The 13,112-nt window shown below is 39.3% G+C and carries 12 protein-coding genes; 2 read left to right on the top strand and 10 right to left on the bottom strand.

Translation table 11 applies throughout. The annotated features are described in order from the left end of the window. The 4 genes from HII17_RS06745 to fabB all read right to left on the bottom strand — a co-directional run. Nucleotides 1–1,616, bottom strand: a 1,616-nt coding sequence (locus HII17_RS06745; RefSeq protein WP_328824487.1) for a FimV/HubP family polar landmark protein, incomplete at its 3' end; no start/stop codon positions are given. Nucleotides 1,617–1,927: 311 nt separating this feature from the next. Further along, nucleotides 1,928–2,947: an aspartate-semialdehyde dehydrogenase gene (locus HII17_RS06740; RefSeq protein WP_169074579.1), complete on the bottom strand. Its 1,020-nt coding sequence runs from the start codon at nt 2,945–2,947 to the stop codon at nt 1,928–1,930. A gap of 1 nt (nt 2,948) precedes the next feature. Further along, a complete protein-coding gene (locus tag HII17_RS06735; RefSeq protein WP_169074578.1) occupies nt 2,949–4,097 on the bottom strand; it encodes a 4-phosphoerythronate dehydrogenase in 1,149 nt (382 codons plus the stop codon). Between the two features lie 102 nt (nt 4,098–4,199). Next, a complete protein-coding gene (gene fabB, locus HII17_RS06730) occupies nt 4,200–5,411 on the bottom strand; it encodes a beta-ketoacyl-ACP synthase I (protein ID WP_169074577.1) in 1,212 nt (403 codons plus the stop codon). A 201-nt stretch (nt 5,412–5,612) separates the two neighbouring features. On the opposite strand from fabB, the gene mnmC reads away from it, so the two are divergent. Continuing rightward, nucleotides 5,613–7,607 (top strand): bifunctional tRNA (5-methylaminomethyl-2-thiouridine)(34)-methyltransferase MnmD/FAD-dependent 5-carboxymethylaminomethyl-2-thiouridine(34) oxidoreductase MnmC, encoded by a 1,995-nt coding sequence (gene mnmC / locus HII17_RS06725; RefSeq protein WP_328824485.1) that lies wholly within the window; start codon nt 5,613–5,615, stop codon nt 7,605–7,607. A 21-nt stretch (nt 7,608–7,628) separates the two neighbouring features. On the opposite strand, the gene HII17_RS06720 is transcribed toward mnmC, so the two are convergent. From HII17_RS06720 to nhaA, 4 genes are all read right to left on the bottom strand, one after another. Next, a complete protein-coding gene (locus HII17_RS06720) occupies nt 7,629–7,901 on the bottom strand; it encodes a YfcL family protein (protein WP_169074576.1) in 273 nt (90 codons plus the stop codon). Nucleotides 7,902–7,926: 25 nt separating this feature from the next. After that, on the bottom strand, nt 7,927–9,069 hold the full coding sequence (locus HII17_RS06715) for an ATP-NAD kinase family protein (protein WP_169074575.1): 1,143 nt from the start codon (nt 9,067–9,069) through the stop codon (nt 7,927–7,929). Then, nucleotides 9,066–9,599: an elongation factor P hydroxylase gene (locus tag HII17_RS06710; RefSeq protein ID WP_169074574.1), complete on the bottom strand. Its 534-nt coding sequence runs from the start codon at nt 9,597–9,599 to the stop codon at nt 9,066–9,068. The genes HII17_RS06715 and HII17_RS06710 overlap by 4 nt, the downstream gene beginning before the upstream one ends. Before the next feature lie 103 nt (nt 9,600–9,702). Beyond that, nucleotides 9,703–10,878, bottom strand: a complete 1,176-nt coding sequence (gene nhaA / locus HII17_RS06705) for a Na+/H+ antiporter NhaA (RefSeq protein WP_169074573.1) — start codon at nt 10,876–10,878, stop codon at nt 9,703–9,705. Between the two features lie 216 nt (nt 10,879–11,094). On the opposite strand from nhaA, the gene HII17_RS19195 reads away from it, so the two are divergent. Further along, nucleotides 11,095–11,568 (top strand): Lrp/AsnC family transcriptional regulator, encoded by a 474-nt coding sequence (locus tag HII17_RS19195; RefSeq protein WP_169074572.1) that lies wholly within the window; start codon nt 11,095–11,097, stop codon nt 11,566–11,568. A 58-nt stretch (nt 11,569–11,626) separates the two neighbouring features. Here HII17_RS19195 and HII17_RS06695 read toward each other — a convergent pair whose 3' ends face one another. Both HII17_RS06695 and HII17_RS06690 read right to left on the bottom strand, forming a co-directional pair. After that, a complete protein-coding gene (locus tag HII17_RS06695; protein ID WP_169074571.1) occupies nt 11,627–12,298 on the bottom strand; it encodes a hypothetical protein in 672 nt (223 codons plus the stop codon). A gap of 74 nt (nt 12,299–12,372) precedes the next feature. Next, nucleotides 12,373–13,089 carry a hypothetical protein gene (locus HII17_RS06690; RefSeq protein ID WP_169074570.1) on the bottom strand — a complete coding sequence of 239 codons (717 nt, stop codon included), beginning with the start codon at nt 13,087–13,089 and terminating at the stop codon, nt 12,373–12,375. Nucleotides 13,090–13,112 lie beyond the last annotated feature (23 nt).

Genomic DNA, 13,112 nt, shown 5'->3' with positions numbered 1-13,112 from the left:
GGGTCAGTGACATCCGCGCCATCTTCAATAGCATCAACCGCACTGTCTACTTCTGGCTCTGCTGCGCTGTCACCAGCACTAGCGAGTAATGCATCGATATCATCTGGGTCAGTGACATCGGCGCCATCTTCTATCTCATCGACTGAGCTCTCTGCGCTCGATTCGTCAATAATTGCGTCAATATCTACTTCATCTTCTTCCGTTGCAATCTCATCAGCCGCAGGTTCATTTGCGTTTTCAGATAACAAGTCATCCAATGCATCTTGACCTAATTCACCACCTTCTAAAGGCTCTGAATCATCTCCAGAGTCATCTAACCCTGAAAGCAAGTCATCTAAATCACCTTGGTCTAGCTCTCCACCATCAAGTGGTTCAGACTCTTCTTCAACGTCATCATCAATACCTGATAACAGATCATCTAGATCACCTTGGTCTAATTCGTCACCACCTAGAGGTTCACCTTCTTCACTAAGTTCATCAAGGTCATCATCTAGTGAGATATCCTCTAAATCATCAAGCTCATCTAAATCATCATCAAGGTGAATAACGTCATCAGTTAACGCTGCATCTAGTTCATCATCTAAGTCACCTAAATCATCCATGCCGTCTGAGAATAAATCATCTGACTCATCATCCGACTCAGTTAAATCAATAGACAATTCGTCATCAAGTGACAGCTCACCATCTAACGATAAATCTTCTTCGGCTGCTTCTTCAACTTCAGGTGCTGATTCAATCTCAGGCGGCTGTACTGCTTTCTCAACGACTGGTGTTTGTTCTTCTGGTTGAGACTTTTTCTTGCGAGCAATAATAAATGCGACGATACCAGCAATAAATAGCGCCGGAATTGTTCCCATCAGCACTTTGAACCACAAACTATTCATCCAGTTTTGCTGTTCAAGCTCGGCTTGCTGTGCTTTCAACAGTTCTTGACGTTGACGTTCTTCTTCTTTCGCAGCCAAGTCTTTTTGAATGGCAAGCAACTGTTCTAGGTACTCTTGAAGCTCTTGAGTATCTTTAGCAGCTTCTTGTTTTACAATATCTATCTGCTCATTGAGTTTGGACTGACTTTGTTTTAATGACTCATTCTCTTTCAAAATAGCTTGCAAGCCATCGATAGAGTCCAGCACATCTTGCTGAATTGTATCTAACTTTTGTTTTTGTTCGGTATCGAAAGTGTCTAATTTTTCATTAATTTCAACTTTCGCTTTATCTAAATCTTTTTTCTTAACGGAAAGTTCTTCAGGTTTGATTGGCTGCTGAGCAACAGTCGTTGTGGCTGTATCTTTCTTTTTCCAACTTCGATCGTCACTTTCTGAGCTACGCTTAGCCACATATGGGTCAATTAAACGAATTTTTTCTATCGAAGGGATCTGCAAATATTGGCCATTAACTAAATGATTTCTGTTGTTATTTGCAAAGGCATTGGGGTTCATTTCATACAGTGCCTGCATTACTTGATATACAGTTACTGATGGTTCTGGGCGTATAGTTAATGCGATTTTCCACAAGGTATCGCTTGATGTAATTGGCCCGTAGCGCTCATGAGGAAAGACGTCTGTACTTTTTGGTCCACGAATACGAATTCCGGCTTCTTGTGCTGATACCACCGGCATAGAGGTCCACAAAATTCCAACAATTAGCACCTGCCAGAGGCACAGGCTTAACAATCGCAGCATTAATTCTTTCCTAGTTATTATCTTTATTGCCAAAAAATTGGCAGTTACGCACGAAAAATTAAAAGCAAAGTTTATTCCAACTCTTATATAAATACCATGCTATTCAATTAAATAGTTGGCGATAAGGCCCTATTCTTATCACGTTTAAACTTATCAAAACTTAGCAACTTTATAAAAATAAAAAAGGAGCTAACCATTACTTTTAACGGCTAACTCCTCAATATCTTTACTAAAAAATTAATTTTTAGTTATGAAAGGTACTGTTCTATCAATAATTCGGCAATTTGAATGCTATTTGTTGCCGCTCCTTTACGTACATTATCAGCCACAACCCATAAGTTAATACCATTTGGATGGCTAATATCTTCTCGAATACGGCCAACATATGTTTCATCTTTACCGCTAGCATCACCAATTTGCGTAGGGAAGTCTTCGTCAGCTTCACAAACAACCAAACCAGGGGCATTTTTCAATAACTCTTTAACTTCTTCAGCTGAAGTTTGAGTACGTGTTTCAATATGAATCGCTTCAGCATGGCCGAAGAATACGGGTACACGAACAGCAGTCGGGTTTACCAAAATACTGTCATCACCCAATATTTTTTTAGTCTCCCACACCATTTTCATTTCTTCTTTGGTGTAACCATTGTCTTGGAATACATCAATTTGAGGAATTACGTTAAATGCGATTTGACGTGAAAAACTCTTAGGCTCTATTGGCTTACCACTTAATAAGTCAGCACATTGTTTCGCCAGCTCATCCATTGCTTCTTTACCAGCACCAGATACTGATTGATATGTGCATACATTAATGCGATCAATTCCTACCGCTTCTTGAATTGGCTTTAACGCCACCATCATTTGAATCGTAGAACAGTTAGGATTAGCAATAATATTACGATTACGATAATCTGCTAATGCATCAGGGTTTACTTCAGGAACAACTAGCGGAATGTCTGCTTCGTATCTATATTCAGACGTGTTATCAATTACGATACAGCCCGCGTCACCCGCCATTGGTGCATACTTTGCAGAAGTCGCACCACCTGCAGAGAAAAAACCGATTTGAGCTAAGCTCCAATCAAAGTTATCTGCATCAAGTACTTCAATACTTTCACCATTAAACTCAATAAACTGCCCCGCTGAGCGCGCGCTAGCTAATGGGTAGACTTTATTTACTGGGAAATCTCTCTGTTCAAGAATTTCAAGAATTGTTTTACCTACAAGGCCTGTTGCCCCTAGGACACATACATCAAATTTTTGTGCCATGCTATTGTTCTTCCTCTATTTTGCACAGTCGTTCAAAGCCAAGCTGAAACAGCGAGTTCAACTCAGTATTTTCGCTTGCTATAGCCACAGAAGAAAATTCCCTGCGAGCTGGGTAGGTTTTTCTAATATGGTCAAAGCCAAAGCGTGATAATTGTTGACGAAAGATGGCATCGTCACGTCTGACATCGTATACCATTTTTACCACTTGGTTTAGCAAAATTTCGTCAAAATCTTGATTTATTTTTATTCGATTTATTGAAGGCTTAGGCAAAAACTGACTAAGCGATTTTTCTACTTTAAAATCAAATACTTTAGCTAGTGCTTGATAAAGCATTTCTGTACCACGCGCCTTACCTTCCAAACTGTAGCCTGCAATATGGGCTGTCGATAGTTCAGTAAAAGGAATCAGCTCGGATAAAATATTCGGTTCGTTTTCCCAAACATCTAACACTAAACGAGTGGCCGCCCCTTGCCGCTTAAAGCTAAGCAGCGCTTTATTATCAATAACTTCCCCGCGACAAGCATTGATTACTATCTGCTCATCACTTAACGCTGTAATACGCTCATCATTAAGTAAATGATATGTAGGATTACTCCCTTCTCGAGTTAAAGGTACATGCAGTGAAATTACATCACAGGCAAGTGCTTCTTCTAGCGTCGAAAAAGCTCGGTTATCACCCGCATCATTCAATAGAGGGTCACACAGCTTGTAGTTTACCCCTAGTGCTTCTAGCTTTTCACTTAAACGCGTTCCGGTATTTCCTGCGCCAATAATTCCAATTGTTTTGTCTGTTAATGCAAAGAGGTATTTTTCTGCTAATACCACTAAAGCTGATACAACGTACTCCGCCACGGAAATGGCATTGCAGCCAGGAGATGAAGAAAATGCTATATTTCGACTAGCTAGATATGCTCGATCGATATGATCAACACCGATTGTTGCTGTACCAACAAACTTAAGCTTACGTGCATCATTTAATAGCTGTTCATTTACTTGCGTAATTGAACGAACAAGTAACACATCAGCATCAATAAGTTGCTCGGCGGTTAATTCACGTCCTTTAAACGAAACAAGCTCATTTTCCTTTGCACCAAAGTTCTCAAAGAATTCTCGGGCAAATGGCATATTTTCATCAAAAAGAATCTTCATAAATGATAATTAAACTAAAAATTTAGCGGTATTCTAACAGGGAAGCAGAAACAAAAAAGCCAATCTTTAATGATTGGCTTTTATTAAGTAAAACTTAATGTATTACTGGTACTTTTTGAACACCAACGTCGAGTTCGTACCACCGAAACCAAAGCTGTTCGACATAACTAAATCAAGTTCTGCCTCTCTAGTTTCTTTAACAATGTCTAAACCTTCAGCTTTTTCATCTAAAGTATTCACATTGATTGATGGAGCAACAAAGTTGTTTTCCATCATTAGTATTGAGTATATAGCTTCATGCACGCCAGCAGCACCTAGAGCGTGACCTGTCATTGCTTTAGTTGCACTAATCGCAGGAGAGTCGTTGCCAAACACTTCTTGGATTGCGCCCAACTCTTTCACATCGCCAACAGGCGTTGACGTACCATGAGTGTTTAAGTAATCTACTTTACCTTCAACCCCGTCCATTGCCATTTGCATACAACGAACAGCACCTTCACCACTTGGTGCAACCATGTCAAAGCCATCAGATGTAGCACCGTAGCCCACTAGCTCAGCATAAATATGTGCACCTCGAGCAAGTGCATGCTCAAGCTCTTCAACAACTACCATACCGCCACCGCCAGAGATAACGAAACCGTCGCGGTCTGCATCATAAGTACGAGAAGCTTGTTCAGGTGTGTCATTATATTTAGTAGATAAAGCGCCCATACCATCAAACATCATGGCTAGTGACCAATCAACTTCTTCACCACCACCAGCAAACACAACATCTTGTTTGCCTAACTGAATCAATTCCATTGCATGGCCAATACAATGAGCAGAGGTTGCACATGCAGAGCTAATTGAGTAGTTAACACCTAAAATTTTAAATGGTGTCGCTAAACATGCAGAAATCGTACTCGACATAGTTTTTGGAACCGCATATGGCCCTACACGTTTAACGCCTTTTGCACGTAAAGTATCTGCTGAAGCCACAACATTTGCAGAAGATGCTCCACCAGAGCCAGCAACAATACCTGTACGTATATTTGAGACTTGCTCAGGAGTTAATTTTGAATCTTCAATGGCTTGATTCATCGCTATATAAGCATATGCTGAAGCGTCTCCCATAAAACGCATCGCTTTACGATCAATATGCTCTTTTAATTCAATTTCAGGTTTACCCCAAACTTGACTACGTAAACCTACTTCTTCAAAGCTTTCAGAGCGTGAGATGCCTGATTTGCCTTCTTTTAATGAACCTAATACTTCCTTGGCATTGTTACCAATACTAGAAACAATTCCTAAACCTGTGATCACGACACGTTTCATTATCTAAACCATCTTTGACTAAAAAAACCGGCATATAATAACGACTTTTACCGACAATACTGGTCTATCCAGTGTACACTTGTACGCTGGTTTTGCTCTAGCGCAAAGAATAGTGATTGCTATAGGTCGTTATTTCATGACTTTACGAATGAATTCACGATAAAATAGCGGTCAAATTGTTTCAATGCAATAAAATTAACCGTGTCCTATAATTCGCAAATTTCTTTTCAAGATAATGGTGCACCATACTCTTTACAATTTGATGATATTTATTTCGATACAGAATCTGGCTGTCAGCAAAGCGAACAGGTTTTTATCGAAGGCAATCAAATTAACGCGCGTATTTATAACTCAAAACAACCGTTAATTATTGGCGAAACAGGATTCGGCACAGGACTTAACTTTTTTCTTACCGCATATAAATTACTACAAGCCATAACAAACAAAGATGAAGCTGACGTTACTAACATTCACTTTATCAGCGTTGAAAAATATCCTTTAAGTAAGGCTCAAATAGCACAAAGCCTTAAAATGTGGCCTGACTTGCAACCCATTATTAACCAAACGCTTGCACACTACCCAGACACCCCAAAAGAAAAATGTGAAATAAGCTTACTCAATGGCAAGCTGAAGCTAACAATATTATTTGACGATGCTACAAGCGCATTATCAACACTTAATTTGGCTAAAAACGGCAAAATCAATGCTTGGTATCTCGATGGTTTCTCACCTGCTCAAAATATGGAAATGTGGAGCGAAGGATTATTTGAACAAATAGCACGATTATCAGCAGACGATGCAACTTTAGCGACCTTTACCGTCGCAGGTTTTGTTAGACGGCATTTAACAAACGTTGGCTTTAGGGTGATGAAAAAGCTAACGCCAGGGAAAAAGAAACAAACTTTAGTGGCAAAATTCCAACAAGCATCTAGTTCAGGGAAAGGCTATATGCTGAGGCCAAGCGTAAATAAAGCACAGCACGTAACGATAATTGGTGGCGGGATCGCTTCTGCTTGCTTAACTTATCTTTTGGTAAAACAAGGTGTCAAAGTCACCTTAATATGCAAGGATGAAGAAATTGCGCAAGGTGCGTCCAGTAACGCAATTGGTGCCCTTTACCCACTTATTCACCTAAAGCAAGATGAAATTAGTGAGTTTTATGTTTCGGCATTATTAAGAGCTAGAGAAGTTTATGATGAGCTTTTAGCAGCCGGATATACCTTTGCACATCAGTGGTGTGGATTACTTGAATTGTCTTTTAAAGAACCTCTTCAAAAACGCCAACATAAATTTGAGCAAAAGCCTGTGTGGCCAGAAAACATCATTCTAGGAGTTTCGGCAGCTAAAGCGAGCGCACTTGCCGGTGTTACGTTAAATAACGGCGGTATGTTCATGCCTCAAGCAGGTTGGATAGCTCCTAGTGAACTGGTTAAAGTATTATTTAAAGCTGCTAGTGATATTGGGCAAGTCAAAATAAAGCATAATATTGATGTGAGTGAAATATCGCAAAAAGCAGACAATCGTTGGCAGTTAACAACAAACAAAGGTCTACTTGAAGCATCGGTATTGATAGTATGTGGCGGAGCAGAAAGCAACTTACTAAGACCTATCAACCAGTTGCCGCTGACCCCAGTGCGTGGACAAGTTTCAGAAGTTAGTACTGAACATTATTCACAGCAACTGCAAACAGTGATTTGTCATAAAGGTTATATGACACCAGTACATCAGGGTAAATTTTGTATTGGGGCAACCTTTAATAAAAATGATCGTGATACGCATTCAAGAGCAGATGATGATCAATTTAATATCAATATGGTCAGTGAAGCTTTACCTGAATTACCGCGTATAGAGCTAAGCCATATCATTGGCAGTAAAGCACGATTAAGGGCTACTACACCTGATCACCTACCCATCGCCGGTCCAGTGCCGATTATTAAAGAGCACACTGAAATTTACGGCAAACTAGCAGAAGATAAAAACTGGAAAATTCATACACCAGCGCCCTATTACAAAAGCCTTTATGTCATGTCGGGGCTAGGCGCTCGAGGGCTTTGTTCTGCACCTTTAATTGCTGACATTTTAGTAGCAGATTTGTGTAATCTACCTTACCCTGTAGATAACAAAATGCGCTTTAACTTATCTGCCAACCGCTTTATCGTTAAAGATATTATCAAAAGAAAACTTAAGCCAGAGTAATTAACACTTATCAGCTAACACCTAGTATTTAAAGCTAGGAAGTAACTGCTGCCAATAATTATTGACCAAAACTTGATCTTGAGGTGTCAATTCATGCTTTGAACTTGCTAGTTGTTCGCTTACATTGCCTGCAAGTTGCGCAGAAAGTGGTTGAGATTCATTACCTAGTTCACTGGCTGATAACGCGATGAAACCTCTTATATAACTTGAGGCAAACAATAGATCATCATCTTCTTCATGATCAGCTAATTGATCAAAGTAATGGTAAAGCGCGGTTAAATTTTCAAAGTTCAATGGAATTCCTTAGTATATCTTTTACTTATTCTGGACTAGCAACAGGATAAAGCACTTGATCTTTGTACCCTGTAATTATCGGTAAAAAACCACTCAATTCTTTATCTAATAGTTCATCACCGGTATCTGCTATTAATGGTCTTGACTCCAGCGCACTTAATTTAGATTTCGTCGCAATAATGAGTATGTTATCGATGCCTATTTTTCGAATGACTCTTGGACTCAATTGTTGATTACCACGGCCGAAAATATGACCTTGCCCACCAATTAAGGTAATGACTAGCCTTATTGGGCTTTCATTATTTTTACCTAACTTTTCAAGGAGTTCCCACAATTGCGATTCGGTGAGATCATTGGCAATAACCGATTGGTCTTGGATTAGGTCAACACCCAGTAACGTATTTTCCAAACCTTGCTCTTCCATAACAAAGGCCGTTGTTGAGCCAGAGCCAATTACCGTTAAACTATCGTCGACTTCATCGATAACGTGGGCAGCAATATCTTGAAGTACCAATTCATCTGATTCTTTACCCCCAGATTTCGTGGCCTGCATATAGCGCAGTTCAATAGGGACTTTCATTTCACCATAGCGCTTGGCTTTCACAATGCCATCTCGAAACAAGGACTCATCAATATCCATCACATCAGCCTCTGATAGAGTGACAAGTTGATGTGTAACCATCATTTCAATGACTCGGCCGGCGGCTTTAGGCGTAACCGCATAAACACCAGAATGAATTTTACAACCTGCAGGAACCCCCAGAACAGGACACTTATCAGCAACTTGCGAACAAACATTGCGAGCAGTACCATCACCGCCAGCAAAGAGAATAATATCAACGTTATTTGCTAATAACGCGTTGACAGCATTTTCAGTATCTTGGGCTTGAGTTGGACTTTGAGCGGTGTAACAAACCTGGGTATTGAAGCCAAGTTCTACAGCACGTTGTTCGCCCATATCACCGTTTACCGTCAAAACTTCTATTTGCGCTTTGTAGGGTAATAACACAGCAAGCGCAGTTGCGGTCCGTTTATTGGCCTTAGCTTCCGCGCCCAAAGAAAGCGCTTTTTCTGCGATCCCTTCTCCGTCACTACCTTTTAAGGCAACACTGCCACCTATGCCTGCAATGGGATTAATAATTAGCCCCAACTTAAATTTTGATGTCATTTAGCTACTCTTATAAAGTCTTGCTCGGTCATAGGCGTCTTTGTTTGGTAAAATGCAGATAATGCCTCCATTAGCTTAACTGCTCTTGAAGGAAAGCCGACTGACAGGTAAATTTTAACTTGTTCAAACACCGATGATTGAAACCTTTCATAATCGGGCTCTGCTCCATTTAAGTTATCTGCCGACACCCTAAATTTTTTATCGGCGGCGACACAAAGACCCCATTCAATGGCTTGTGGTTTTATTTCTACTTTTTCAAAAAGTGCTTGTTGCTCTGCGGTTCTGCCATCTGGCTCATACCAATAACCAAAATCTTCAAGCAATCTTCGTTCGGCGCCTGCAACACACCAATGGGCTATTTCATGCAACGCACTAGCATAGTAGCCATGCGCAAAAATAATACGGTGATGTTCAACATCACCGTTAGCTGGCAAGTAAATGGGTTCGTTTTCACCTTTAACTAATTTAGTATTGAAAGAAGCAAAAAACGTGTCATTAAAAATAGCAATAATATCTTCTACGCGGTGCATGAAAGCTAAGAAATTAATACAAATAAAAACTGGCGCTATTCTAACGAAAAACGGCGAATGTTGCATCGCCGTTTTTATTATTCATTTGGTAAAGAAATCTAAATTAGTCAGTAAGGGATTTAACCCCTCGCTTAATGACAAAGTAACCCAATGTGCCTGAAACAATCGAGCCAATAATAATTCCTAATCTGTCTTGAAAGATAAGGTTTTCGCCCGATTGCTCAAAAGCAAGCGAACCAATGAACAAGCTCATTGTAAAGCCAACACCACATAGCAAGGCTGCGCCATATAGTAACGTCCAATTCGTGTTCTCAGGTAATTTAACCAATCCAGCTTTAATAGCGACAAAGCAAAAGCCAAAAACCCCGATTTGTTTACCGACAAATAACCCAAGAATAATACCTAATGGTACTGGCGACATTATCTGCTCAATACCAACATCAGACAAATTAACACCAGCATTGGCAAAGGCAAAAATTGGTAAAATGATAAACGCCACCATCGAATGCAAATTATGTTCTAACGCCTTTAATGGTGAAGGCTCACCTTCGTTACCCTTAATAGGAATAAACATCGCTAAAACTACACCAGCGAGCGTAGCATGTACTCCTGATTTTAATACTGCAATCCACAGCACTATACCGAAGAATATGTAAGGTGCCGTATCTTTTACTCCGCGCTTATTTAGGCCCCACAAAATAGCTAATACTATCGCGGAAACGACTAAAGAAGTGACTGATAGTTGATCAGTGTAGAACAATGCAATAACGATAATCGCGCCTAAGTCGTCAAATATCGCTAGTGACGTTAAGAATATTTTCAACTGAATTGGTACCTTACTACCAACCAATGCCAAAATTCCAAGAGCAAAAGCAATATCGGTTGCAGTAGGAATTGCCCAGCCATTAATTGCTGCTGGATCTTGATAGTTAAACGCGGCATATATCAACGCTGGTATCGCCATCCCGCCTACCGCACCAATTGCCGGTAAAGCAACTTGCCCAGGTTCAGACAAATCACCTTCTAAAAATTCTCTTTTTAACTCTAAACCAACCAGAAAGAAAAAAAGTGCCATTAAACCATCGTTAATCCAAAGCAATAATGGTTTGGCTATTTCAAAAGTTCCGATTGCAACAACAACGGGAATATTAAGTAATAAGTCGTAATAAACATTTAAGGGTGAGTTCGCCAAACTAATCGCTAATACAGCGGCAATCATTAAGATAATTCCACTGGCTGCTTCTAATTTTAGAAAATCATGTAACGCTTTTACTGGCATGTAATGCTCCAAAAAATAACTTAAGACATATTATGTCACAAAGAGTGGCAAATCCAAATATTCTTTCAAAAATTTTCTATCCAGCTGGAGTTTATTGAGCTATATTCGGAAAAATCAATAATTTTTGATATTTATTCTAGTACATTGCTGTAATCTATGTTCTAAATACAAAAATTAATAAATTATGTTGTAAGCAATTTAAGAATAGGCCTTAATGTGAAAAGACTCGATGCAATCGATTTAAAAATTTTAACCATACTATTTAATGACGCCGATGTTACTAACAAAGAGTTAGCTGCAAAAATTAACATCGCCCCGTCTACCTGTTTAGAGCGAGTAAAAAGATTAAAACAAGCAGGTGTAATTAAAAGTTCATACGTTGATATAAACTTCAAAACGATTGGTGGAAATATTGAAGCAATTGCCGCAATCAGGCTACAGCCTTATTCTGAACAAATCGTTAATCAACTAAGAGATGATCTGTTATTGCTGCCAGAAATTGTCAGTCTTTATCACATGGGCGGCAGTTATGATTACTTTATTCATATGTCGGTAAAAGACAGTGAACATTTACGTAAATTTGTATTTGATGCAGTCACTTCTCGCGATGAAGTGCAAACGGTAGAAACATCCTTGATATTTGAACACAGCCGAAGTGGCGTTTTACCTAATTTTACTGACGCTGAATAAACAGAGAATAAAAAGCGAGTAACAATAACGTTACTCACTTTTTATTCATTATAAGCTTCTACTTTTCGAAGTCTTGTGTTTCGTAATACAAAGGCTTCATCGTCCCACAGTTAATAAATCGGCGATGAATTTCGTCTTGGTTTGGAACTGCAGAAGATGTTGCGATTTTTGTTGGGCAGCTAGCGTCTAAGTCAATATGTAAAATATGATCATAACTTGGTTTTTGCTGAATATGGTGAATATAAAGCCGGTCGTTTTTTCTATTATATGAGACTGCAGTATATTCCTGTACTCGCCCTGAAGTTTCAGGTTCGGTTAATTCTCTAACAAATAACTGCTTGTCGAACTGCAAAGTTATCCCTTCGTAAACTACCAAGCCGTCGCGCTCAAAATGGCCTATATAAAGATCTGCTTTTACCGCTAACTCTTCACCTCGCATAAGGCGCTGCAAATTAAATTTTTCAGGTTTTACCGTTACCAGCGGGTTATCTCGAACAACTTGTAATAAGTTAACATCTTTAACTTCCAGTTTATAAACTAGCTGAACATTATGTGGTTTAGCATACATAGGCATGTGAGACGCAAATACCGTTGAGCCTTTTTGCATTAACGCCATGCCGTGAATTCCTTCATAAGCAGGATCTAATGGTGGAGGTTGCTTCTCTTCTTCTGCAAACACATTAAAGCTAATACTTAGCGCCAACAACACACAAAGTAGATATTTACTCATTTGAAACCTTTAATTTAATTACGGACATATGAATTTTAGTACAGGTTTAACGTAAAGTTTATCCTTAAATGGGATTAATTTTTGCTTAGTAATACATAAAAATAGCTTCCGTAATCTGAGTGATAGTTATTGGAAGATTGAGAATTCTTAAACGGCAATCCGTCAACTTTACTTAGTGAGTTTGCTAACTTCATCCAAGAAGATGTCGTTGATTGAAATCCTCTTACTTCACACATGGTAGTTTTACAAGTTACTTGCTGAAGCTGAATATCTGTACCTAACGGACTCGACAAAATCGCATTAGTAATCTTATCTTCCGTATCATAGGCCCAGGCAGTATCTTGTGGTTCCTTATAAAAGCGCATAAAGTGATCAGCAAACGTACCTGACATCTCGGTAACCGCAGAAGTAAAGGGTTCAGGGATTGTTGTCAATAATTCATCATAGCTAACCTCTACACGCATTTTTGCAACGCGTTTTAATTGGCCATTTTGGATAGCATGCATTTCTGCCTTAGTTGAATTAACTAATTGCTTTGCTTTAACAATTTCCATTTTCAAACGAAATATTTCTTCTTGAAGCTGAGTCATTTCTTCATCACTTGATGACTCTACAATGATAGTTGCGGTGCCACCTGTATAACTTTCAACGGTTGAGGCAGCCTCCACTTCGCTCATAACAGCGCTATTATTCAGTTTTTCACTATCGACCACTGATATTTTTTGCCAAGTAGTAACGACAATGATTCCCACGACAATACCACTTAGAAAAACTCCAATCGCTTTGAACAATGTAAATCCCCATATAATTTTAA

It is taken from the genome of Thalassotalea algicola (assembly GCF_012932965.1).
GTDB classification, from domain to species: Bacteria; Pseudomonadota; Gammaproteobacteria; order Enterobacterales; family Alteromonadaceae; genus Thalassotalea_F; species Thalassotalea_F algicola.
This window is presented reverse-complemented; position numbering and strand designations above follow the sequence as displayed.